Here is a 25,562-nt window from a genome sequence, read left to right as displayed (position 1 = left end):
TCTCTAGTGGCAATTACCTTTAATTACAAAAAATTATCGGGTATTTCTCTTATTTCCACATCTCATACCTGAATTCTTACGAAGAGAGTGTTTGTAAATTTGTGATGGTATAGTTTGTTTAATAACTAAGTAAATATTGGCAGTAATTAATATAGTTAAAATCTATGTTTTGTACTCTTATATAATAAGAAAATTATCTAATAATTAGATTTTATTGTGAATTATTTTAACAAATTAAAACAAGATAACTAAGAATTTATTATCTAATTATTAATAAAAAATGAATCGTATTAAGGATAATACCTATTTGTAAAAAATGCTAAATAAAGTGGAATATACTCAACTAAAAAAGCAGATAAAATATAGGGTAATCAGGTGATTTATGTCTATTAACTCTACGATTTTTTTTATCTTATAGTTATAGCAGTTTTTAGGTTAGGAATATAAAAAACGATAACTCCCTGTGAGACATGACATGTAAAAGACCTACCTTGTGATCTACTAATAAAGTAATCTTTAATCAAAAAATTAGGCCTCTTGCCCCTTTTAAGGGAGTCAAAAAAATACTTACCATAAATATTTAATTCTCGGACTAAGCAAGGTCAGTACTAATAAGTGATAAGTAGATAACTTATAATTAATTACACAACCAATTCATAGAAAAAAAATATACTTTACAAGTAATAAAGACTAGCTTACAATCAATATAAATTTAAATCCATATTATAATTATGTCCAAAAACAAAAAGAATACAGTAGAAACTCCTATCGAAAAAAAACTTAGTAATCCACAATACTACTTTAATAGAGAATTGAGTTGGTTAGAGTTTAACCGTAGGGTTTTATCTGAAGGTTTAGACCCCCGTACTCCCCTATTAGAACGTTTAAAATTTTTAGGAATTTTTAGTTCTAACTTAGATGAATATTTTATGGTTAGGGTAGCAGTTCTTAAAAAACAAATAGAAGCTGAAGTGCATAAGTTAACTCCAGACGGTCGTACTCCTCAAGAACAACTAGATGAGATTAATCAAATACTATTACCAATGGTTTCTTTACAACACCAATTCTTTGAGCAAAACTTACGACCAGAGTTAAGAAAAAATGGTATTGATATCCTAAATTATATAGACTTAGATAGAGAAGAAAAAACATATCTAAGAAACTATTTTGAAGAACACATATTTCCCGTACTTACTCCTCTAGCTATTGATGCTAGTCATCCTTTTCCTTATTTATCTAATCTCAGTTTTAACTTAGCAGTAATGCTGAAAAATCCAGATACTCAAGAAGATTTATTAGCCAGAATTAAAGTTCCCAAAATATTACCTCGCTTTTTGTGCTTACCAGAAAAATTACAAATAGAACAAAAGGCTAAAACTCTAAATTGGACAGGAGTTCCTCTCGAACAAGTCATTGCTCACAATTTGGGAGCTCTGTTTCCTGGTATGGATATTCAGGAGTATCACGTATTTCGGATTACTCGTGATGCTGACTTGGCAGTGCAAGAAGATGAGGGAGATGACTTGCTCTTAGTGATTGAGAAAGAACTCAGAAAACAGCGTATAGGTGGTACCGTAGTTAGAATGGAAATTAATCCAACAATGCCAAGTAAATTAAAAAAGACATTAATGGACAACTTGGAGTTATCAGAAAAAGACGTTTACACAGTAGATGGATTACTTGATTTAAAAGATTTAATGTCATTTTTAGGGTTGCCGTTGCCTCATCTTAAAGATCCAACTTGGACATCTACTATGCCACCAAGGTTGCGACATTATGGTGATGAGCTCAGAATTCCTGACCTGAATGAGAATAACAAAATTGATTTTTTTGAAGTGATTCGCCAGAAAGACTTATTGTTACATCATCCATATCATTCTTTTGCAAGTACGGTACAAGGTTTCATTAGTCAAGCAGCACACGATCCTAATGTATTGGCGATTAAGATGACTCTTTATCGGACTTCTGGAAATTCACCTATTGTTAATGCTTTAATTGCTGCAGCTGAAAACGATAAACAAGTTGCAGTATTGGTGGAATTGAAGGCAAGATTTGATGAAGAAAATAATATTCAATGGGCGCGGAAGTTAGAACAATATGGTGTTCATGTGGTTTATGGTTTAGCAGGTCTGAAGACTCATACTAAAATTGTGATGGTGGTCCGTCAGGAAGAAGGTCATATCCGTCGCTATGTTCATATTGGCACTGGTAACTATAATCCCAAGACTGCTAAAATTTATACTGATTTGGGTTTGTTGAGTTGTCGACCAGAATTAGGAGCAGATTTGGCAGATTTGTTTAATTTCTTGACGGGATATTCTCGTCAGCAGTCTTACCGGAAATTGTTGGTGGCACCTGTAAATATGCGCGATCGCTTTATGAAACTGATTCGTCGGGAAATTGAAAATTGCCAAAATGGAGATACAGGTCGTATAGTTGCCCAGATGAACTCTTTGGTAGATCCTAAAATTATTACTTCTTTGTATAAAGCGTCCCAAGTAGGGGTGAAAATTGATTTGATTGTCCGTGGTATTTGTTGTTTGCGTCCGGGTTTAAAAGGTATCAGTGATAATATTAAGGTGGTGAGTATTATTGGGCGTTATTTAGAACACTCTCGGGTTTTCTACTTCTATAATAAAGGTAAAGAGGAGGTGTATATTGGTTCTGCTGATTGGATGCCTCGTAATCTCGATCGTCGGATAGAGGCTATTATACCTGTGGAAGACTCTGAAATCACAAAAGAGTTGCAAGAAATTATGGGCATTCTGTTATCTGACAACCGACAAGCTTGGGATCTACAACCAGATGGTAAGTATATTCAGCGTCGTTCTACTGAGAATTTTCCTGAACTTGCCTGCCATAAAATTTTGATGGAAACCGTAGCTAATACTTAGGGTTTAGTCTTCTTTGTCTTTTTCAAGAGTAGGAGATCTACCCCTATAGAGAAATGGGAAAGTAGGGGAGTGGGTAGAGATATTAAAGTTGTTGGGAAATAAGGTAAAAGAAATTAAGAAGAAATTGGCGAATTTGAATGCTAAATATTGAACAGACCTTAAAAATGGCTATTTAGTGTTTATGATATTCAAGCAAGTTATGGAACGAACTATATATAAAGTTGAATGCCTAGCCAAATGCAAAACAAATCAATGACATATTCCCCTTCACTTAAATTACAAAAAAATTGGGTTGCTATTACCTCCCCCGCCCATCGGATGACTTTTTAGTTGTTTTTTTATAAAACATATGTTATTTTAATTGTAGGTTAAAATGAGTATCACCTAGGTAGTCAGAGACAAAAAAATAGAGGCAACAGGCAAGTTCAACCCATCCCCACAAAATGGGTGAGTCCATCTACTAATAAAAATTGTTAAGTGAACTAAAAGATTGATTAACTATTGTTAATTTACTAAAATTGAAGTTTATATATATTAACATAGTTATACTAATAAAGTTATATAGATTATGTTATAGTCTAATAAACAGAGTAGTTTGTGGTGTTAAACCAGGCCGCTAAGTAACCGCTATCTTGATAGGTTACCTCTAGCATGGTTAAATAATTAAAACTTCTGTTTAGCTGATAACCAAGGCGACGTAACTGTTTAAAAGCGTCTACAGGTTTTCTTGTAGACATTGGGAGATATCCCCTCAGCAAGTTTATCTTGCTTTACATTGTTAGCAAATATTATCACTAATGATATGGAAGAGTCAACGCACTTAACTATAAAATTGTGTTAATATTCATAAGACTGTCATGATTTTGATTTTTAAGGGGCTAAAAGAAAACGCCCCCTTTTTTTTTGTTTCAGTGGCAGCAGCTCTGCCATTTTATACTTATAATGGGACTATGAGTTGTTACAAGCTTGACGTTTTTGTGTTATAATTAATTTGAGTTTATATTAACTTCAACCTTCTAATCTAAAAAATCAATTTTTCTGTTCTCGGTAAAGATCCTTGAATAGTTGTTGTTGTTTTTTATGGTCAACAATAGGTAGAGGATAACCTATAGCCTCTCTTTCTTCCGCTGGAATTTTACCCGTAACTAAATATTGAGTATCTACACTCCGCAATTCACAAACCCACTGTCGAATATATTCCCCTTCTGGGTCATATTTTTGTGTCTGAGATACAGGATTAAATATTCTCAAGGGTTTTGGGTCCATTCCACTGGAAGCACTCCATTGCCAACCACCATTATTAGCACAAAGGTCTCCATCTATTAAATTCTGCATAAAATATTTTTCGCCCCACTGCCAGTTAATAATTAAATCTTTGGTTAAAAAACTGGCAACTATCATCCGGCAACGGTTGTGCATCCAACCTGTTTCATTTAACTGACGCATAGCAGCATCAACAATAGGATAACCCGTATTTCCTTCGCACCAAGCTTGAAAATGTGCTTTATTATTTTTCCAAGGAAAATTTTTCCAATGTTCTCGGTAGGGACCTGTTTCTAATTCGGGATAATGGTACATAACATATTGATAAAATTCCCGCCATGCTATTTCTTTTTGCCAGGTTTCTATATTTTCAAATACTTCACTACTATAGCAATTTTCAATTAATTCTTGAGTTTTTGCCCAAACAGTACGAATACCAATAGTACCAAATTTTAGAGCGACACTTAGTTGAGATGTTCCATCAAGACTGGGGAAGTTTCGTTGTTCTTGATATGAAGATATCGCCCCATTAGAAAATTTTTCTAGTTTTTCTAATGCTGCTGTTTCTCCTGGTTCAAGAATTAGTTTATTGTCCCAATTAAATCCTAATTGTTTAGCAGTAGGCAAGTCAATTACTCCAATTTTTTTTGTGTATTGAAGCTGATCTTCAGTTAAACCTTTGAGTACGGGAGTATTTAGCGGGTTAGATTTTTTTTTCCCCTGCCAATTTTTCCAGAAAGGAGTGTAGACAGAGTAGGGTTTTTTTGTGGAAGTAAATATTTCTTCTGGGGAATGAAGAAGTTGCTCCCAAAAAGTTTTTACTTGAATATTTGCAGCTTCTAAGTTTTCTTTCACTTGGCGATCGCGTTTCCTACTATAAGGTTCAACATCCAGGTTCCAATATACAGCTTTAGCCTCCAAAAAAGTTGCTAATTTTGGTATAGCTTCTATAGGTTTTCCGGACATTATTAAAAGTTGACTTCCTATTTGTTTATAGCGTTTTTGTAGATGCTGTAAACAACCAATCATATAAGTAACTCTTGCAGAAGCAATATCGTCTCGTTTAAGAATATTTTCATCAAGACAAAATATACCTACTACGGTTTGACCTTCTTGAGATGCTTGTGTCAGTCCGACATTATCTGAAATTCGTAAATCACGCCGATGCCAAAATAGGATTAAGTTAGACATTTTATTTGAGTTTAGTGTTAGCTTTAATAACTAAGTTTAGAGTAGTTATCAGTTATTTATCATTTTCATTTTGATAATTTTACATGGTAATGATCAAGTATCTACTCAATATGATGAGTTAGTTGATGATTGATCACTACCCTCATCATAAGAGCGATGCAGTGTATTGGGCCAATCACAAAAAAGAATAAAGGATAAAGAATAATGACAGTGGAATACAGTTGGTGATCAAATATGAAATATGAGACAAGCACCTAGAAGCTCCAAAAATTATTGACTCAGGTTCTACAAACAATCAACCCAAGGGTCATTGAAGACAAGCTTTTGTCTCAAAAAGTAGAGGTACAACTGAACCTGTATGAGCGCTTTCCAACACAACTCAAAGAATTACAAGACAAAAACAACCTTCTGAAAGGAGAACAACAACAGCCCATTTTCAAAGCTAAAACACCTTGAAGATTTTCTCACAACTATTGAGCACAAAAAGAACGAAAGCTACCTCAAAACCATTTATCGGGCACTAAAAAATCTCAGCTCAAAATAGATAGAAAACAAATACTAGAGTATTTTATGAAATTACTGCCCATTGATGCACAGTTTAAAGGTTTAGTTGAAGTAATCATTCAAGATATTACCAACAGAACATATAAGGTATTATTCCTTAAACAAAATACTACTCTCCTCAAAAGGAAAAACCCCTAATAGCAGAATTACCACCAGGTAGGCTATCAAAATTTGCTCCTCAAATAAAAAGCTGAATCTAAGATTTTCGGAGGGCGGTTTTGGGCGTCTCCATGTCAGCGGGGAAGGGTGTCAATCTTTTTCATCAAAAACCAGTCTTTTTTTGAGGCTCCAAATTGTGCAAATAGTGCTGTCTCAGCAAATAATTCAAGGGTTTCATTCTCCTCAAAAAGTATTGGGTAGTTGAGCGCACCTAGGAAGGGTATAGTTGTTGTTGGCACTTAAGCCAAGATGACTGACTATTTGCCTCAAAACTCGGAGATTATGATTTACATAAACATTACTAGTCTTATTGTTTGGCGTTTAGTACTCATTGACTACATCCCTACCCCTTTTCAAACAACCTCTAATATCAAATCTGTTAGCTTCAGAGTAATATAATTCCTATCCTCAGTAAAGAAAAAAGCTTCCTCATTCCTAGAATTTAAACTTATTATTCATCTATATGGAATTAGACAAATGCTACCGGATTTGATAGAATACAAACTTGATAGAAGAATATTATACTTGCTTTAAACTTCAATTTTTAAGTAATTAACACAAGCATAATAAATAGCTTTTTTGATAATTATTAGCAAGTGTTAATTTTATAAATTTTTACTTCTCTTCTCTACTCCCCCACTTCCCTATTCCCCTACTAAATAAACTGTAAAAAACATTTATTATTTTTCTATTATATCTACCTCCCATAAACCCAGTTTCCAATAACACTCCAAAGCAAGTAGATTTGATCTAAAGTATTATTTTACTTTAGAAACAACTCCAGAAAAAATATTTTTCACGGCAATTGTAATTCGTTCGATATCTTCTTTTAAAAGTGGTGGCCACATAACTCTTTTTCGTCTACCTGCTTCAAATAATTTCAGACTTTCTATTGCTAATAAATATAATCCGGCAACTAATTCTCGGTCTAGAAGGGGGTCGCCTTGTAATGTTTCAAAGGATATTTTTAGAGCTAACAAAATGTTAGTTACTTGACCAGGAATGGGGGGTTTGCCTTGTTCGAGACGCATGAGAAAAGCATCTGGGTTAATTTTAGTTTCTAGAGCAGTTCCCTGGTCAATGAGAAATTGGCGGGCGGTTTCATAATCCATATTATAAAGTATAGTTGTCTTTATAATATTAATTCTAGTCGTTTCTAGTTTACTGTGATAAAAATTTTCACAACCAATGGGCAGATTATTATATAAACCTATCCCACTAATAAAATGCAATTAATCCACATAAGTATAGTGGCGAGCGCTACAATTGCTTCAATACAAGCAGAAATAACCTCCCATCTTACAACTAGGCGACGATATTTACCTTGATACTAGGCAAAACAACCCTCTTCTTGAAAACGAGGTACAGAAATTTTGATCGCATTTCCTGGTTTCTTTTTGCCTTTCCCAAGTGATTAAAATAAGGACAACCTGTTATTTAGGAAGTGAGAAGGGTATGATTGTATATATCGAAATGGAGTATCAGGCATACTTTTACCTCTTTTTTCTGGTGAAATAGAAAAAATATCTTCAAATAACTTCCATTCTATGTCACTTAATTCTTCAAATTTACTAACATCTTCTTTCAATTAACTATACTGAGTAACGCTGATCATAGTATTATCATTTTACTATTAGTAGGATAGATTTATAAGTTGAAATCTAGTTACTTTTAATAGGGGAGTAGTTTATGATCGCTACCTTCATAACACTTGTGAAAGAATGAATGTGTTAGATAAATTCTAGGATATTTTTCCCGATGCTCAAGTATTGTATTTTTATTGTATTTTTGTGGTGATAGAGAGTTTATCCCTAAACAGTGGTTAACTTACTTAAGAATTGAACCTCAAATTCATTTTTGGCTGAGGTAAAAGGCAGATTATAATATTGGTGATGGGTAAAAAAGTTGAGCCGCATTAATTATCTTTGCTCATCTTCAAATTGTGGAATATTAAACTATTTCAAGAAAATGATGGGTTTGGGGCAGACAAGTTTATATTTCAGCTTTACAGTTAGATGATGGAGAATTACTAATTGTGATTAGTAATGATTCAGCTTCCACAGGGATCGGGAGATTGAAATACTGTTCGGGATGTTTAAAACTAGAGAATTCAATTTGAAATTAACTCATTTTAATCAAATTGAAAGACTGAGTAAATTATTCGCGTTAATTAGTTTGGCTCTATATTGGGCAATTTTAATTAAGGAATGGTTACATGAACAAATACCCTGAAAAATTAAAAAATACGTTCCTAGAGCAAAAAGTATTTTTCGTTATGGACTGAATCATTTACGGGGGATTGTTCTTGACATCAATTTCAAAAAAAAAATGAATTTATTAATTGTTTAATTTTTTTGTTCTTTACTTAAGTAAAAACATTACTAAACCTTACTTATTACTTAATAAATGAAGTATTTAGTAAGGTCTAAAGTCTTACATTATTTTTGATGATTGGTATTAAATATTACTACAAAAGCAGAGTATTATTGCTGAGAGCTGATAGTTAATAGCTCAATGTTTACTTATCAACAATATCCATCCTATAGTTACGTTCAACTAATTATAAATAGTAACCTAATTTTACCTATGGCAATTTCATCTCCTGAGTTTAATATTTCTGGTTTATTGATACGGTATCCAAACCTAGTTTTTCCTATATGTTTGATATAAATACCATTAGTAGAACCCATGTCTTTTATCTGCCATTGATTATTTTTAAAATAGATTTCTGCATGGGTTAAGGAAACAGTATTGTCTCCATAAAATCCATCTAAATCAATTTCTACTGGTCCTATTTCTGGGTTAAATTTACCAATAATGGCATTATTGCTATCGATAATAAATTCTGGTATAGGAGCACCTATTTGTTTGGGGATAAGTTTAACAATACTGCTATTGATGAGAGTAGAATTAATAGCATTTTTAGGTGTCATATTTACTTTTTTATCTGCTTCTATAATTGGATTTTGACTAGTAGTTTTATTGATATATGTCGGTGTTTTTAGGAAGTAGTTATTAATATTTTGATTAATATCTTTATCCTGGTTTACTGTGTTTTTGTCTGTTTGGATAGCTGTTTGTATTTCTCCCTCTTGAATACTTTTTTCTTGAGTTTTCAATAAAGTAGTTGATAGTCTAATTTCTGAACCACAAACTTCGCAAAATTTGTTTTTTTCTGAGTTTCTGTTGTAGAAACATAAATCACAAGTAATACTCATAATCTTCCTAAATAATTGATTTAGCTTTACTAAATAATTGTGATGTTGATTCTAAACTTATGCCATAAGAGTTGAATGTTTACATAATTTATAAACCAAGCTGGTGCTATAAGACCTAGAATAAGTCATGAATTCATGACATTAGAAAGCAAATTGATGTTGTGATAATTCATTTTTACTAAAATTAGCTAACCTGAATTATTCATGAACAAAAAAAACTAAAGGAAAAAAGTAAACATAAACAGATTGATTAAGGATCGATAATCAAAATTAATCAAAGAACAAGACTTAAAAATTTACAGTTATTTTCCTCAAACAACCTTCTAAAAATCTCTTTTAGACATAGTAATCCTATAACCAACTCATCTCAAGAATAAATTAATTGTCTTCCTGTTAATAATTTTTGTAATATCAGTTTTATTTCTGCTTAAAATGGATAATTTAATATTAGTTTTACCATAATTACATGAGTTATAACTTTGATACGGTTGGCAATTTTTATTAACGTTTCTTTCATTGAATAAATTTGAGCTTTTTCTAATCTAGCTTGTGATACTAATTCTCTGATTTATAATATTAAAATATAAGCTAATTAAGATAGAAATAAACGGAATTTATCACCAATAAATTGATAAAAAATTAACCTATATCTATGAAGTTTTTTTTATTATTTAATTGTATTATCTAAATTTGCTGCTATTTGAGCATAAAATTTATTATAAGTTTATTGAGTTTTTATATCCATATTTGTGAATAAAAATTGAGGCTTATAATTTTTTATAGCTAATCTAATTTTAGCAATATTTAATTTGACTAAATTTATCCCAACTTTTTTTTTAAGGTAATAAATATTATCAAATCAAGGAACTTTTTGATGATATTTATTATAATTTAATCGAGCTATATCTAATAAATAATATATTCTTATTTTGAAGACTTAATTACTACTAAATTTAAAAGAGTATTACACATTTTGAAGTTCAAAAAAATCAATTATTTCTGGTAAATAAAAGTATCTATATCCTCTTAAAATAATCGAAACATTTTTCCATGGTTTTTTTTAATCGCCAAAATAACTATCGTAAAATTCCTTTCGTTCCCTTGGCTTAATTATAATTTTCCCTTCCCCTAATTGTAATATTAAAAGAATACCAGTTTTTGCCTCATTAATTAAACAAGGAAAATAGATTTTTACCAATCATAACCATGAAATAAACTTGGTTTTTGATTACCATAAGTTACTCCATCAGTTGAAATTTAACTTTTGGTTAATGTTAAAAGTTTTGATTACTATAATTCAATAAAAACGATGTATACATTAATAAAATCTGGCTAATAAAATGCCAAAAGATATAAAATTTTAGATGTGCAAAACCTAAATTTTTATTAGGGTAAATATAATGGTTACTTTATCAAAAAAACTAAAAAAAAAATAATTCAGGAAAATAAAAAGGCTTAGAAAATAACTGTACCAAATAGTAAATATTAAACATCAAGAAAGTATCACTTAATAAATAAAATTAAATATTGATACAGCAATTAGGAATGATTTGTGAGAATAAAATGTAGTATTTATAGCTCGAAGCGATCGCTAAACCTGAATTTGAATGCCAAGGTAAAAGTTCTACTAATATTCATTGAAAAATCAAGCAGAAGATATAGCAATTATCAAATTGATGAGATTACAGTCTTATAAATACCTTAAGAAGAAGAAAAAAACCATAAAATCTTATTCAATAGATTGTACACAAAAATTATTTAACTCACATTCGGCTTTCCTACCTCTCAAAACAGATGCCCTTAATACTCTCCTCTTCCTACTTTCAAAAAATTTTGACTCATGCTGAAATATCTTACCCAAATGAATGCTGTGGTTTACTATTAGGTCAGAAAAACCAAGAGACAAAAACAGTTATTGAAGTCTGGCCTGCTGAAAATGCCTGGCAAACAGAAGCAGATGAATATTGGCCAGAACAAACAGAATTTACAGAAGAAAAAAGATATGCCATATCCCCAGAACTGATGCTAAAAACAATGAAGTCCGCAAGAGAACGCCACTTATCTATTATTGGCATCTATCATTCCCACCCAAACCATGTAGCTATCCCCTCAGAATTTGACCGTACCTATGCTTGGCCAGAATATTCCTATGTTATAATCTCAGTGGAAAAAGGCCAAGCTATTGACTTTCTCTGTTGGTCTCTTGATGATAATCACCAGTTTCAACCAGAAAAAATTATTAAAATAAAAGATAAGCAATAAGCTATATAGCAGGTTTAATGTAGATAATTTTAGGAGGTAGTTGCTAACTTTAATATTCCTAGCAATTTATCGCAATAGCTCAAAAAAATTTGATAAAATTTGAATGCTTTTTCAAAAAGTCATTTTAAATTATATAAAGGCTGAGACATTAAGACTATGAAACAGATAACTGAATTCCATAGGGTTAATGAATTTCAGCTATTATCTCCAGTTTAGTAGGAAAACAGTTCACAGAATTTATCTAAGAAATATCTAGGCAAAAATTGTCATGTTAAATCCTAATCTGGAACAAATCCAGTTAAATACAGAAGAATATCAACGTTATTCGAGGCACCTGATTCTACCGGAAGTAGGATTAGATGGTCAAAAACGTCTCAAGGCAGCTAGTGTTCTATGTATAGGCACGGGAGGTCTTGGTTCTCCACTATTGTTATATCTAGCAGCAGCAGGAATTGGAAATATTGGAATTGTAGATTTTGATATTGTCGATAGTTCCAATTTACAACGACAGGTTATTCATGGTACTTCCTGGGTGGGTAAGCCAAAAATTGAATCTGCTAAAAATCGGATTCATGAAATTAATCCTTACTGTCAGGTTGACCTTTATGAAACCAGGTTAAGTGCTGAAAATGCCCTTGACATTCTCAAGTCTTATGATGTGATTGTTGATGGTACTGATAATTTCCCGACTCGTTATTTGGTTAATGATGCCTGTGTTCTTTTGAATAAACCTAATGTCTACGGCTCAATTTTCCGCTTTGAGGGTCAGGCAACTGTGTTTAATTATGAAGGTGGACCGAACTACCGTGACCTTTACCCTGAACCTCCACCCCCAGGAATGGTACCTTCTTGTGCAGAAGGTGGGGTGTTGGGTATTTTACCAGGAATAATTGGGGTGATCCAAGCAACGGAAACTATCAAAGTTGTTTTGGGTAAAGGTAAGACTTTGAGTGGTAGATTGTTACTTTATAATTCCCTAGATATGACTTTCCGAGAATTGAAATTGCGTCCTAATCCGATACGACCAATTATTGAAGAGTTGATTGATTATGAGCAGTTTTGTGGTATTCCTCAAGCTAAAGCACAGGAGGCAGAAACTAAAATGGCTATTCCAGAAATGACAGTTCAAGATTTGAAGCAATTATTTGATAGTGGGAAGAAGGATGATTTTGTTTTAGTTGATGTACGGAACCCCAATGAATATGATATTGCCAAAATTCCTGGGTCTGTTTTAGTACCATTGCCAGATATTGAGCAGGGCCCTGGTGTGACAAAGGTGAAGGAGTTAATGAATAATCGCTCTTTAATTGCTCATTGTAAGATGGGGGGGAGATCGGCTAAAGCTTTAGGTATTCTTAAAGAACATGGTATTGAGGGTACTAATCTCAAGGGTGGAATTACTGCTTGGAGTAAGGAAATAGATTCTTCTGTACCTCAATATTAATTCAGAAGTAAGAGGGAGGAAGTTAGAAGGAAGAAAAAAGCTAAAATTTCTATGAATTAAAATCATCAAATTAGTTAGAAAAAACCTTCTCCCTTCTAACCTTTATCTGCTAGTCAAATTTGAATATTAATAGTTCACAAGTTACTGCTATATTATCTTTTTGTACAGGTTTTTACTCTCGAAGTTAATTTTATAAAAAATGTTGCTTAACATGACGAATAATTTTCTTCTCCAGCAAATTGTTTAACTATTCAATTTGCAAATTATTTATTAACTCAGATAAATCGGCAAAAGATAAAGGATTACTATCTTTTTTACTGTACTTTTTTTTGCGTCTATTTTTGAGAATAGTTCCACAAATAAATTTTTCTCTTTTAGTTGTCTTTATAATATCCTAAGAATGAATAGTTGTATGGCTACATAAAAATTAAGCTATAATTTTAGGGTCTATTTTATCAAAAAATATACTAATGAATCAAATGTTAGAGTATATAAATTACTACCCAAAAGAAACTAAAATAGTTATCGGTATTGGTACTCAGTAATTGAAAAAAATTAATAAAAATGCTCAAATTATATCCGAAAAAAAAATAAAAAAGGGGGAATAGGTCAAATAAAAAAATGATTCATAAAACCAGAATTTGGCATAAAAAAAGATTAAAATTAGAATAATAAGTTATTCTAACTTTATACTATTTATGTCTACAAAGACTTTTTAAATGTTAGGAATTCACTTTAATTTTTAACAGGACAAGAATTAATTTTAGATAGGACAGAAAAAATTATAAATAGCCTAAATGATGATAATAAGCAAAAAAAATATTTTTCTGGAAAAAAGAAAAATTATACGTTTATAGCGGTTTTCATAACAAAAGACTACAGTAATAACAGTGAGTAAACCAGTTGCTTAACATTTTAGGAGTGACTAAATACATCAAAGTAGCGATCGCCTGTTCTAATTGTTCACCAGTTGTGGCCAATTTTTTTTAATGGGCTTTAAGATTTGACCACTATTGTTCAATAAGGTTAAATTGAGGAGAGTAAGGAAATAGATAAATGAATCTCGCCTCCACTGCTTCAATAGCTTCAGAAATTCCCTTAACCTTATGAGCTAGCAAATAGCTGGCAAATTATCTCCAACCACAACTTTTCGGGGGCCATAATTCAGGGGCCAGTAGTTCTTCCATAAAAGTTTTAAATACCTTGTCACTGGTTCGGTGCATTGATGGTCATAGTGTTGAGGATTTGTTTGAACATGATTGCTCCGATGAGGGTAATCATTTGACCATGAGGATAGGGTGCTAGACTATATACTCTATCTCCAGATGTTGTTCTACCTAACCATAATCAGGTATCATGCCTATATTTAATCGGGTTTTATCAATAAAGACAAGTTTGTGACCTTTACTAGAGCGAACGCTAGGCAATACTCAACTCAACTATTAACTCCTGTACAGCTTCAGTTTTAGCCTGAGTACTGTACTTAGTTTTTTTGGCGAGGAGGGTTTGTGTCCTTGTAAGAAACGAAATATTATAGGAATGCTCACTTTAATACCTGTATCTGTTGTGAATTTTTGACACAGTTGTTCTAGGATAAAATCCTTGGTTTAGCTTTAAGTATTCTAGAATTTTGTGTTTATATGGTTGAGGTTTTCCTGTTTGAGGACGGCCAATATGTATTGTTTCTAGAGTATTTTCCTTTCGATAAGGTGAAATGAGTTGTAGATTGTTATGAAAATAATTTTTATAATATTTATAGCAACTGTTAAGCTTCCCGAAAATTATTTTTTGGGAGTGACTAAGGGAATGTCTATATACTAATACGTTTTATATCAAACTGCGGTTGATAAAACTAAAGTTTATGAGGTATGAAATCATCAGAGTAGCTCTAATAGTTAAATAACTACCAAAAAAAACCTTACATTCAAAGTTGATGTTGTACAAATATTAATCATAAAACTATTGGAATATAAATGCCCATATCACTAACTGAAGCCAAAAATCTATTGTCTGACCTACTCAGTGATTATAGCTCTCAAGTAGATTACTTGGCTATTCGCTTAGAAAAGTCGGAAGAAACAGATATTCTTTTGCGAGGCCACAAAATAGAAACTCTGAGTGAAGGTATTTCTATTGGCGGTCAAGTACGAGCCTGCTATAAAGGAGCTTGGGGTTTTGCCAGTTTTAATCAAATATATACTTTGAAAGATAGAATAGAAGAGGCGATCGCTGCGGCTAAACTAATTGGGAAAGAAGAAACTATTCTAGCTCCTATACCAATTATTCAAGAAACTCATGTGGTTTCTCTCACAGGAAAAAACCCTCGTTACATAAGTTTAGCTAGTAAAAAAGAACTATGCGAACATTATGGCCAGGTGCTGCGGAGTGTAGATCCTCGAATTACTAATGTGTCTGTGCGTTATGGGGATAGTACCCAAAAAACTATTCTAGCTACTTCGGAAGGAACGATATTAGAACAATCTTGGACAGATATGGAAATGCGCTTTGCTGCTACTGCTAGAAATGGGGATACTGTACAAACGGGTAGAGAAACTACTGGTTCTCGCAAGGCTTATGAAGATTTAACTAATTTGGATGCACAAGTTCGTAGTGCTGCTCAGAGAGCTGTTAATTCTCTAGCTTTACCCATAGTTCAAGGTAATGCTTATACTGTAGTTATTGACCCTATTCTGACAGGTTTATTTGTTCACGAAGCTTTTGGTCATCTCTCGGAAGCGGATATGGCATACGAAAATCCTGATCTACTGGAAGTGATGACAATTGGTCGAGTATTTGGTCCGGAAAATTTACAAATATTTGATGGTGCGAAGGTAGAGCCTTTATTAGGTGGGGCTGGGGAAGAAGTTCATCGGGGTAGTTATGTTTATGATGATGAAGGTACTTTAGCAACTACCACTCAGTTGATTCAGGATGGGGTTTTAGTAGGGCGCTTACATTCACGGGAGACTGCTGGAAAGCTGGGGGAGGCACCTACGGGTAATGCACGTTGTCTTGACTACCGTTATCCACCTATTGTGAGGATGACTAACACTTGGATAGCACAAGGAAATACTCCTGTTTCAGATTTATTTGCTGATATTAAGGAGGGAGTTTATGCTTGTAACTGGTTTGGTGGCATGACTAATGGGGAAATATTTACTTTTAGTGCTGGAGAAGCTTGGATGATTAGAAATGGTGAGTTAGCTGAACCGGTTAGGGATGTGACTCTTTCTGGAAATGTGTTTAATACTTTGGCAGATATTGAAGCGATCGGTGATGATTTTCATTGGGATGAGTCTGGCGGTTGCGGTAAAGGTGAGCAAAATGGTTTACCTGTTGGTTGTGGAGGTCCGAGTTTGCGTATTGGGAATGTTGTTGTTGGTGGAGATACTTCTGAGGTCAGAAAGCGGGAAATTAGAAGTCAGAAGTGAAGTTCTCAATACTGATAAGTAGGGTTGACACCAATTTTTAAGGTTGTGGTCAACTTAGAAAACTATTTGTATCAGTAAGTTCAGTTTTCAGAAATTTTAAGTCTGTGAACAAATAAAGGTTACAGACTTCGGTCAGTGATTTTCAATGAAGCAGGAGGCTAGCTCCGAAGCTTGTACAATTTTTATGGGTGAGCTTGGGGAAGTTAGTCACAAAAATATAGCAGCAGAGACTAAAAGCATCAGAATAATGACTCAAATGTATCATTCGCGCCAAAGGCAACTTAAATCTTTAGTTGAAAAATTATCTATTTCTCAACAAGCTTTGATTAAATGGAATTTATTAGATTTGGCATTAACTCACTCTACAGTTTCATCAACACATAATAATGAAAAGCTAGAGTTTTTTGGGGATGCAGTGGTACGGCTTGTGGCGGCACAACTACTGTTGGAAAATTATCCTAATTGTTCAGTAGGAGAATTTACTGCCATTCGTTCTATTTTAGTAAGCGATCGCTCTTTGGCACAAATTGCCGATAAGTATGGGTGGAGTCGTTATTTATTGGTATCCAAAAGTGCAGCAGGGGATAAAGTTGGAAGAGAGCGTCGACTTGCAGATTCTTTTGAGGCTGTTTTGGGTGCTCTTTATTTGAGTACTAATAATTTAGAGTTGATCCGCCCTTGGTTAGATTCTCATTTTGAAAGGTTAATAGCAGAAATTCGCAAGGATCCCGCTTGCCACAGTTATAAGGCTGCTCTCCAAGAGCTGACTCAAGGTTATTACAAAACGTTACCAAATTATCAAGCTCACGAAGTAAATAAGATTTATGGCGATCGCGAACGTTTCTTTGCCGAAGTTTGGTTTAAAGGCCAGAAACTTGGTGTAGGTAAAGGACCATCTATTAAGGCCGCAGAGGAAGCGGCTGCTAAATCTGCTTTAGATTTTTTGCAGCAGTCGGGAATACAAAATATTATCAAAGAGGAAAAGGATAAAAAGGAATGAAAAGGATGAGATAAGAATATTTTATTAAGAGTTGACTACATTTTCTTAAGCTCTTGAACTGCGCTACAAAGGCTGAATAATTAATATTTGGAAAACTTTTATTGGCGTCTTTTAAAATTCTTAATAAACTAGTCATGTTAGATGTTATAGTTATTTTATCTGCTCAACAGCTTGACTAATTTATTTTGAGTTTTGATTATTATTGACTGAGAAAATGCTGAAAATACTTCCACTAAAGATTAAAATTAATAAAAATTGATTAATTTATAGGTTTTATGATCTTAATTCTTGGGTAAATATACTATAATTTAATTTCAAAATTTAGGATATGTAAATAGTAGTAGTTAGAGTTAAATAAGTTTTTGATCAAAGTACAAATAATGAATAATGATATAAAAAATATTGTTTTAAATCAAAATACAGTTATGCATCCCTATGTAAGTTTATGTAGAATTGTGTATAATTGTTGTGTCAATTTCAATTTTGTAGAAATATAATTATAGACAAAGTTATCAAGAAGGAAAATTTGATTATGCTAGAGGAAAGTTATAAAAATAATGAGGCTATTTTTCTGAACAAAATAGCTGATAAATTGATGGTTAAAGATAAAACCAGGCTGGTGTTTACGGAGCGGTTTAAAATAGATAATGATGATTTGAATAATCAAAAACTGGCTGATGTTTTATCAAGTAATTTATTACAGAATGCTAGCAAAAAAGCAACATCAGATATTATTTTGCGGGACTCTTTGAAAACAATATTTAAAAAACTGGAGACTGAAGGTTGTGATTTTGAGGGAGCAAAAAGAGACAAGGTTAAAATTGCTAAACGGTGGTTGCGTGAAATAATTTATCCCTGGCATGCATTAAAAGATATGGCGACTTTTACTGATAAAATGGGTCTTGTTATCCAAGGAATTACACAGTTGGATACGTCTAAAACTGTTTCTCGTTATCCCAGTGTTATACCTCTCAATAGTGAGGTTAAGTTTGAGGTACAGTTGGAACGTTCGGGATATTTAACTCTCTTAAAAAAAGGTGCTTCTGGCGTATTTTATTGTTTGTCTCCTTCGTGTTTGGCAAGTTCACCTATTTTTGATGGGGGCGTAGCATCGTTACCAATGGAGGGGGCACCAGTTAATCATTTTAAGTTGAATGGTAAAATAGGGGTTGAGGAGATCATAGCAGGGATCAGTCACGAACGTCCAAACTTAGATTGGTTGCCGGCGGCGGACCAACTACCTTTGCTTTTAAAGGGAGAGCACTTACAGGAGTTTTTGATGTATTTTAAGGCTGAGTTAGGCTCTACTTTATGGTACATGCATTATCAGGTGGTTTAGCGCTATACATAAGCTCAAAGTCAACCCCCCCTTGGAGGGCAAGGGGGGAATTCACGGGGTTGAAGCTCGGTTTCAGGGAAGGGTAAGGTACGAGCAGAGGTTGAGGTTTTAGGTGTTAGTTTTTTAGGTTTGAGTCCAGTGGGATGGGTTTGACTAAGCTGTAAGTAGGAAATAGGTTTGATGAGAATTATTTGGAAGTTTTATCAAGGTAAATTTTGTAGATAATAATAATAGAATATCAATCTTTTGAAAGTGAAAATAAGTCAATTTTAAGCGATATACAGCTAGTTAGAGATAGGTAGAGATAGGTAGAGTTATGTAGAGTCATGTAGTTTTTTTGTAGATTTTTTGATTTTATTGAAGTATCATTATAAATGAACCTATAAGAAAGGAATGGTTGATGATGCCAGAAGAAAGTTACAAAAATAATGAGGTTGCTTTTCTGGGAGAAGTAGCTGATAAGTTGAGTCTTAAAGATAACACTAGGCTTGTATTTATTGAACGGTTTAAAATAAATAATGATGATTTGAATAATGCAGCTTTGGCTGATGTTTTATTAACAAATTTACGACATAATAATACTATGCGGGATGCTTTGAGGAGAATATTTAAAAAACTGGAGGTTGAAGGTTGTCATTTTAATGACGCGACAAGAGATAAAGTTAATATTGCTAGACAGTGGCTCCGTGAAGTTCTTTATCCCTGGTATCAATTAAAAAATATGGCTACTTCAACTAATAAAATGGGTCCTGTTCTTCAAGGGATGAGCACAATGGATATGTATACGGTTGATCCTCATTATCCTAAGACTGTGCCTCTAGATAGTGAAATTAAGTTTGAGGTACGGTTGGAACGTCGGGGATATTTAACTCTGTTAGAAAGGGGTACTTCTGGTGAGTTTTATTGTTTGTCTCCTTCATTTTTGGGAGCTTTGCCTATTTTTGATGCGGGTGTGGTGTCTTTACCTATGGAGGGGGCGCCAGTTGATTATTTTAGGTTGGATGGTAAACCAGGGGTTGAGGAGATCATAGCGGGGATCAGTCAGGAACGTCCAAGGTTAAGTTGGTTACCACAAGGAGACCAACCACCTTTGTTGTTAGAGGGAAAGCATTTGCAGGAATTTTTGACTTATTTTCAGGCTGAGTCAGACTCTACTTTGTGGTATATGTTTTATGATGTGGTTTAGGTGTAGTTGGTGTTGGGTTTTAGGTGGTAGGTGGCTGGTGGCTGGTGCCTGGTGGTACGGTTTCATAACTAAGTTTCTATAACTAAAGCTTTGTAGGGAGGTTGCATCACAAAAATGCGTTTCATGTCGCGTAGTGAAACATCCCTACTCTGGTCTAGCGACATGAAAGTTGCTTAAGTAGCTGAAAAATAAGGAATAGGTGTTAGGTTTTAGGTGGCTGGTGCCTGGTGATAGGGTTTCACAACTAATTTTCTATAACTAAAACAGGGGTGTTGACTTTTGAGTTTGAGCAGTACTATTCATTGCTATCTTTTAAGCTTATTAGTAAACTGGCTATGGTGGATGTCATAGTTACTCCACTTTCAAGGGCTTGACTAATTTCTTTGCTGTTTTGGTTATTGCTCAATGATAATATGCTGAAAATACTTCCGGCAAAGATTGAAATTAATAAGATTTTAATTGGTTTAGACATTTTATTCCGTGATTTATTGGGAAAGTATACTTTTATTTTAAATTGCATTTTCAAGGGATGTAAATAGTAGGCTTTAGAGTTAACTAGAGTTAGATATAATTTTTTGTAGGCAGATTTTGTGGATAAAATAATAATAGTAAATAAGTCTATTTAAAATCAAAATAGATTTGTTTAGAATCATATATAGGTAAGTAGAACTAGGTAGAGCTAGGTAGAATTATGTAGAACAATATGGATTTTTTGTTGCAATTTTGAACTTATTGAAATATCATAAGAATGGAAGTAAGATACTCCCAGTAGTCCCTAAGATTTCTTGGTTTTCCTGAATGGATAGAGGTCTATATTAGGGTGCAAAAGAACAACTACAACCACGGGAGTGTTTGATCGGATATGATAGGGTTATTCAAATAAGGAGAAACTAATATGACTGAAGAACAATTTCAAGAACAACTTAAAGCTCGCCTAGATTTAATAGACCAACTATTAACTTGCTCTAGTGGGGAAGAGCAAGCAATTTTGCACGCCAATTCTCAATTATTAGATGCAGCCTTTGTCAAAACGATGGAGTTAGTGGCGGCTAAAATGGTAGAAGATGGGGAGAAAAATGCAAAATGGTTGCAAGGCTTGGCTAACGAATTGGCAGAAATGATGGAGGCAAAAGAAAAGCTAGATGTTCAAGTAATGGAACTCTACAATGCCGGTAAATATGATGAAGCAATACCTATTGCCGAACAAGGGGTGACGTTAGCGCGACAACTCTGGGGAGAAAGTCATGCCGAAGTTGCAACCAACCTCAACAACCTAACTTTATTATATGAATCTCAAGGGAGACACTCGGAAGCGGAACCATTGTACAAACAAGCCATAGAAATCCACAAAGTCGCCCTGCCGGCGAATCATCCATCCCTGGCAACCAACCTCAACAACCTAGCAAATTTATATCGTGCTCAAGGGAGATACTCGGAAGCAGAACCATTGTACAAACAAGCCATAGAAATCTTCAAAATCGCCCTGCCGGCGAATCATCCATCCCTGGCAACCAACCTCAACAACCTAGCAGGTTTATATGAATCTCAAGGGAGATACTCGGAAGCGGAACCATTGTACAAACAAGCCATAGAAATCTTCAAAATCGCCCTGCCGGCGAATCATCCATCCCTGGCAACCAACCTCAACAACCTAGCAAATTTATATCGTGCTCAAGGGAGATACTCGGAAGCGGAACCATTGTACAAACAAGCAATAGAAATCGACAATATCGCCCTGCCTGCGAATCATCCATCCCTGGCTAGAGACCTCAACAACCTAGCAGAATTATATCGTGCTCAAGGGAGATACTCGGAAGCGGAACCATTGTACAAACAAGCCATAGAAATCCACAAAGTCGCCCTGCCGGCGAATCATCCATCCCTGGCAACCAACCTCAACAACCTAGCAAATTTATATCGTGCTCAAGGGAGATACTCGGAAGCGGAACCATTGTACAAACAAGCCATAGAAATCTTCAAAATCGCCCTGCCGGCGAATCATCCATCCCTGGCAACCAACCTCAACAACCTAGCAGGTTTATATGAATCTCAAGGGAGATACTCGGAAGCGGAACCATTGTTCAAAAAAGCCATAGAAATCGACAATATCGCCCTGCCTGCCAATCATCCATCCCTGGCAACCGACCTCAACAACCTAGCAGGTTTATATTCTTCTCAAGGGAGATACTCGGAAGCGGAACCATTGTACAAACAAGCAATAGAAATCGACAAGATCGCCCTGCCGGCCAATCATCCAGACCTGGCAACCCACCTCAACAACCTAGCAGGTTTATATAAATCTCAAGGGAGATACTCGGAAGCGGAACCATTGTACAAACAAGCAATAGAAATCCACAAAGTCGCCCTGCCTGCCAATCATCCACAACGTGCCTCTGGCCTCAATAACCTAGCAGGTTTATATCGTGCTCAAGGGAGATACTCGGAAGCGGAACCATTGTTGAAACAAGCAATAGAAATCTACAAAGTCGCCCTGCCTGCCAATCATCCATTCCTGGCAACCAACCTCAACAACCTAGCAGAATTATATCGTGCTCAAGGGAGATACTCGGAAGCGGAACCATTGTACAAACAAGCAATAGAAATCGACAATATCGCCCTGCCTGCCAATCATCCAGAGCTGGCAACCAACCTCAACAACCTAGCAGAATTATATCGTGCTCAAGGGAGATACTCGGAAGCGGAACCATTGTACAAACAAGCAATAGAAGTCGACAAAATCGCCCTGCCTGCCAATCATCCATCCCTGGCAACCAACCTCAACAACCTAGCAGAATTATATCGTGCTCAAGGGAGATACTCGGAAGCGGAACCATTGTACAAACAAGCAATAGAAGTCGACAAAATCGCCCTGCCTGCCAATCATCCATCCCTGGCAACCCACCTCAACAACCTAGCAGTTTTATATTCTGCTCAAGGGAGATACTCGGAAGCGGAACCATTGTACAAACAAGCAATAGAAGTCGACAAAATCGCCCTGCCTGCCAATCATCCATCCCTGGCAACCAACCTCAACAACCTAGCAGAATTATATCATGCTCAAGGGAGATACTCGGAAGCGGAACCATTGTACAAACAAGCAATAGAAATCCACAAAGTCGCCCTGCCTGCCAATCATCCATCCCTGGCAACCAACCTCAACAACCTAGCAGAATTATATCGTGCTCAAGGGAGATACTCGGAAGCGGAACCATTGTACAAACAAGCAATAGAAATCCACAAAGTCGCCCTGCCTGCGAATCATCCACAACGTGCCTCTTGCCTCAATAACCTAGCTTTATTATATGCATCTCAAGGGAGATACTCGGAAGCACTCAAACTGATGCTCAAAGCCAGCAAAATCGAAGATAAAACTATCCAGGCTATCTTTGCTTCTAGCTCCGAAAGCGATCGCCTCGCCCATATCAAACAAGAAGTCAGACCTAACCTAGAGACATTCCTCTCCTTAGTCTACCAACATTTCCCCCACTCCCCAGAAGCCAAACAAGCAGCATTAAATCTCGTCCTCAAACGGAAATCTCTAACAGCAACAGCCATGGCCGCTCAAAACCAAGCCGTATTCAGTGGCCGTTATCCCCAACTCCAAGAAATTTTCCCACAGTGGCGGCGAAAGTGCGACCAACTTTTAACACTTACCTATGAAGTACCCCGACCAGAAAAACGGGAAACTCACAAACAACAGTTAGCTCAACTGCAAAAAGAATGTAATGAGTTAGAAAGAAAGTTAACCCAACAAATGCCAGAAATTGAAATACAGCAACAAATGGGAGACATACGGGCAGTCGCGTCAGAGTTATCAGAGGGGGAAAAATTATTGGAATTTGTGCAGTTTGATGTCTATGATGTTCAGGAGAAGAGTTGGGGAAAAGCCCGGTATCTGGCATTTGTTTTAGCTGGGGGAAAACCTTCTGAAGTAGAAATGATTGATTTAGGAGAAGCAGAAAATATCGATCGCCTAATTTCGACTTACCGAAACTCAGTAATAAAGTGGCCACTACCACAACAGATGAATATGTGGAATAATAAACCAAATTCTACAGAAACAGAAACACCTACAAAACATTATATCTATGACTCCCAACCAGGGAAAGAACTACGAGAAGCAGTTTTTGATAAATTGCGAGATAAATTAACAGGTTGCTCTCATCTAGTATTAGCTCCCGATGGTGATTTAAACCTAGTGCCATTTCAAATCTTACCAGAAGATGATGGGAAAACAACATTGCAGGATGAGTACAACATTAGTTATGTCAGCGTTGGGCGAGAATTATTGCGGCGTCGGATCAAAACAAAACCCACAGCAAACCCACCATTAATTATGGCCGACCCTAACTTTGATTGGCCTCAGAATGCTCCAGATATGGCACAACAAAAAGAAAGTCCGGCTGTTTCTGGTCTGAATGTTCAGCCAATGTTAGGTACTCTGGCAGGGATAACATTTCCACGAGTGAAAGCAACCGCTGATCTTGCCAAAACTATTGGACAACAGTTAGGAGTCAAACCTTTTCTGGGAAATGAGGCAACTGCCGATCGCCTGCTCAAATGTCAATCTCCCAAACAGCTCATAGTTGCCACCCACGGTTATTACTCCCAGAGAAAAGATAAATATCTGACTTTGTTGAAAGAGTTACTGTCCTCTTCCCAGGGAAAAGAAGTAGAGATATTAGAAAAAAATTATGGTTTACTGGATGAAGAGTTTCTGGCATTTATTGAAAGATACCGAAACTCAGAAAATAGGGATAATAAAATCAGAGAAAAGTTAAGAGCGATCGCCCCTCTAGTGAAACAGCAGCTCAAGACGACCCCAGTCAAACCCCCAGTTAATAACATGGATTTTGAGACCTTCAAACCCAACCGCCACCAAGCAAAAATCGAAAACCCGATGATGGGTTCCGCCGTCGCTTTTACAGGTGCCAACACCTGGCTTTCTGGTGGCCAACTCCCCCCAGAATTCCCAACAATGGCATTTGCTCAAGATATTGCCGGGCTTGACCTCTGGGAAACAGAGCTAGTAATTTTAATCGCCTGTGAAAGCGGGTTAGGAGACGTGCAAACGGGAGAAGGAGTATTCGGTTTGCGTCGTGCCTTTGCCGTTGCGGGGAATCAAACATTAATAATGAGTTTGTGGAGCGTACCAACATTAGCAACCATGTTATTAATGGAGCAATTTTTAGATGATTCACGGTCAGGAATGAGTGCAGGGGCCGCCTTAAGAAAAGCCCAGAAATATATCAGAAATATTACAGTTGGAGAACTACAAAAAAGTAAATTAGGGAGTGATATTTTAGGGGAATTAAATTTAGGAAAAAATCTAAAAATTGAGAGTAAACCATTAGCTCATCCTTATTTTTGGGGAGCGTGGATATGTCAGTCAGTCAGTGAGTTAGGTATTAGGTTTTAGGTATTAGGTATTAGGTATTAGGTATTAGGTATTAGGTTTTAGGTTTTAGGTATTAGGTGATAGGTGGTAAATTTTAGCTGGTAGGTGGTAGGTGGTGTAGTTTCATAACTACATTGCTATCGGCAAAACTCTGTATTTTGTATATTATAGAGGTTGCATAAGGGGGTTTCTACTCTGGTCTACGGAGACGAA

Annotated in this window: 14 protein-coding genes; 9 read left to right on the top strand and 5 right to left on the bottom strand. The window is 35.2% G+C overall.

Annotated features, from left to right (window positions below; translation table 11 throughout):
• Window positions 1-731 precede the first annotated feature (731 nt).
• Window positions 732-2,894, top strand: coding sequence for a polyphosphate kinase 1 (ppk1, locus tag TERY_RS05205; RefSeq protein WP_011610863.1), 2,163 nt, complete (start codon window positions 732-734; stop codon window positions 2,892-2,894).
• 578 nt (window positions 2,895-3,472) lie between these two features.
• On the opposite strand, the gene TERY_RS32395 is transcribed toward ppk1, so the two are convergent.
• Together TERY_RS32395 and TERY_RS05200 are read right to left on the bottom strand one after the other, a co-directional pair.
• A complete protein-coding gene (locus TERY_RS32395) occupies window positions 3,473-3,631 on the bottom strand; it encodes a hypothetical protein (protein WP_155994318.1) in 159 nt (52 codons plus the stop codon).
• 292 nt (window positions 3,632-3,923) lie between these two features.
• Window positions 3,924-5,348 carry a deoxyribodipyrimidine photo-lyase, 8-HDF type gene (locus TERY_RS05200; RefSeq protein ID WP_011610862.1) on the bottom strand — a complete coding sequence of 475 codons (1,425 nt, stop codon included), beginning with the start codon at window positions 5,346-5,348 and terminating at the stop codon, window positions 3,924-3,926.
• Window positions 5,349-5,621: 273 nt separating this feature from the next.
• Between TERY_RS05200 and TERY_RS34560 the strand changes: the two genes are divergently transcribed.
• The gene (locus TERY_RS34560; protein WP_052845751.1) at window positions 5,622-5,804 is read left to right on the top strand and encodes a hypothetical protein; all 183 of its coding nucleotides are present in this window, start codon (window positions 5,622-5,624) and stop codon (window positions 5,802-5,804) included.
• A gap of 1,025 nt (window positions 5,805-6,829) precedes the next feature.
• Here the strand turns inward: TERY_RS34560 and TERY_RS05190 are convergent.
• Together TERY_RS05190 and TERY_RS05180 are read right to left on the bottom strand one after the other, a co-directional pair.
• Complete coding sequence (locus tag TERY_RS05190) at window positions 6,830-7,183, bottom strand: hypothetical protein (protein ID WP_011610861.1); 354 nt, start codon at window positions 7,181-7,183, stop codon at window positions 6,830-6,832.
• A gap of 1,440 nt (window positions 7,184-8,623) precedes the next feature.
• Window positions 8,624-9,289 carry an FHA domain-containing protein gene (locus tag TERY_RS05180; RefSeq protein ID WP_011610860.1) on the bottom strand — a complete coding sequence of 222 codons (666 nt, stop codon included), beginning with the start codon at window positions 9,287-9,289 and terminating at the stop codon, window positions 8,624-8,626.
• A gap of 1,794 nt (window positions 9,290-11,083) precedes the next feature.
• On the opposite strand from TERY_RS05180, the gene TERY_RS05175 reads away from it, so the two are divergent.
• The 6 genes from TERY_RS05175 to TERY_RS24770 all read left to right on the top strand — a co-directional run bounded on the left by TERY_RS05175 (window position 11,084) and on the right by TERY_RS24770 (window position 19,951).
• Window positions 11,084-11,551, top strand: a complete 468-nt coding sequence (locus tag TERY_RS05175; RefSeq protein WP_011610859.1) for a Mov34/MPN/PAD-1 family protein — start codon at window positions 11,084-11,086, stop codon at window positions 11,549-11,551.
• A 268-nt stretch (window positions 11,552-11,819) separates the two neighbouring features.
• Entirely contained in the window at window positions 11,820-12,995 is a 1,176-nt protein-coding gene (gene moeB, locus TERY_RS05170) for a molybdopterin-synthase adenylyltransferase MoeB (RefSeq protein WP_011610858.1), read from the top strand.
• 1,973 nt (window positions 12,996-14,968) lie between these two features.
• Window positions 14,969-16,426, top strand: a complete 1,458-nt coding sequence (locus TERY_RS05165; protein WP_011610857.1) for a metallopeptidase TldD-related protein — start codon at window positions 14,969-14,971, stop codon at window positions 16,424-16,426.
• Window positions 16,427-16,673: 247 nt separating this feature from the next.
• Window positions 16,674-17,426 (top strand): ribonuclease III, encoded by a 753-nt coding sequence (rnc, locus tag TERY_RS05160; RefSeq protein ID WP_011610856.1) that lies wholly within the window; start codon window positions 16,674-16,676, stop codon window positions 17,424-17,426.
• Between the two features lie 532 nt (window positions 17,427-17,958).
• A complete protein-coding gene (locus TERY_RS24775; RefSeq protein WP_011610855.1) occupies window positions 17,959-18,765 on the top strand; it encodes a DUF4384 domain-containing protein in 807 nt (268 codons plus the stop codon).
• 400 nt (window positions 18,766-19,165) lie between these two features.
• On the top strand, window positions 19,166-19,951 hold the full coding sequence (locus TERY_RS24770; protein WP_011610854.1) for a DUF4384 domain-containing protein: 786 nt from the start codon (window positions 19,166-19,168) through the stop codon (window positions 19,949-19,951).
• 295 nt (window positions 19,952-20,246) lie between these two features.
• On the opposite strand, the gene TERY_RS32390 is transcribed toward TERY_RS24770, so the two are convergent.
• On the bottom strand, window positions 20,247-20,423 hold the full coding sequence (locus TERY_RS32390; RefSeq protein WP_155994317.1) for a hypothetical protein: 177 nt from the start codon (window positions 20,421-20,423) through the stop codon (window positions 20,247-20,249).
• A gap of 423 nt (window positions 20,424-20,846) precedes the next feature.
• Between TERY_RS32390 and TERY_RS05145 the strand changes: the two genes are divergently transcribed.
• A complete protein-coding gene (locus tag TERY_RS05145) occupies window positions 20,847-25,370 on the top strand; it encodes a tetratricopeptide repeat protein (protein ID WP_011610853.1) in 4,524 nt (1,507 codons plus the stop codon).
• Window positions 25,371-25,562 lie beyond the last annotated feature (192 nt).

The sequence above is a fragment of the Trichodesmium erythraeum IMS101 genome (assembly GCF_000014265.1).
In the GTDB taxonomy this organism is placed as follows: Bacteria; Cyanobacteriota; Cyanobacteriia; order Cyanobacteriales; family Microcoleaceae; genus Trichodesmium; species Trichodesmium erythraeum.
This window is presented reverse-complemented; position numbering and strand designations above follow the sequence as displayed.

Coding starts and splice junctions, on each gene's coding strand:
- TERY_RS05190 (WP_011610861.1), bottom strand. CDS start 7,183: ATGGATTATGAAACCGCCCGCCAATTTCTCATTGACCAGGGAACTGCT.
- TERY_RS05200 (WP_011610862.1), bottom strand. CDS start 5,348: ATGTCTAACTTAATCCTATTTTGGCATCGGCGTGATTTACGAATTTCA.
- TERY_RS32395 (WP_155994318.1), bottom strand. CDS start 3,631: ATGTCTACAAGAAAACCTGTAGACGCTTTTAAACAGTTACGTCGCCTT.
- TERY_RS24775 (WP_011610855.1), top strand. CDS start 17,959: ATGCTAGAGGAAAGTTATAAAAATAATGAGGCTATTTTTCTGAACAAA.
- moeB (WP_011610858.1), top strand. CDS start 11,820: ATGTTAAATCCTAATCTGGAACAAATCCAGTTAAATACAGAAGAATAT.
- rnc (WP_011610856.1), top strand. CDS start 16,674: ATGACTCAAATGTATCATTCGCGCCAAAGGCAACTTAAATCTTTAGTT.
- TERY_RS05175 (WP_011610859.1), top strand. CDS start 11,084: ATGCCCTTAATACTCTCCTCTTCCTACTTTCAAAAAATTTTGACTCAT.
- TERY_RS05180 (WP_011610860.1), bottom strand. CDS start 9,289: ATGAGTATTACTTGTGATTTATGTTTCTACAACAGAAACTCAGAAAAA.
- TERY_RS24770 (WP_011610854.1), top strand. CDS start 19,166: ATGATGCCAGAAGAAAGTTACAAAAATAATGAGGTTGCTTTTCTGGGA.
- TERY_RS32390 (WP_155994317.1), bottom strand. CDS start 20,423: ATGTCTAAACCAATTAAAATCTTATTAATTTCAATCTTTGCCGGAAGT.
- ppk1 (WP_011610863.1), top strand. CDS start 732: ATGTCCAAAAACAAAAAGAATACAGTAGAAACTCCTATCGAAAAAAAA.
- TERY_RS05165 (WP_011610857.1), top strand. CDS start 14,969: ATGCCCATATCACTAACTGAAGCCAAAAATCTATTGTCTGACCTACTC.
- TERY_RS05145 (WP_011610853.1), top strand. CDS start 20,847: ATGACTGAAGAACAATTTCAAGAACAACTTAAAGCTCGCCTAGATTTA.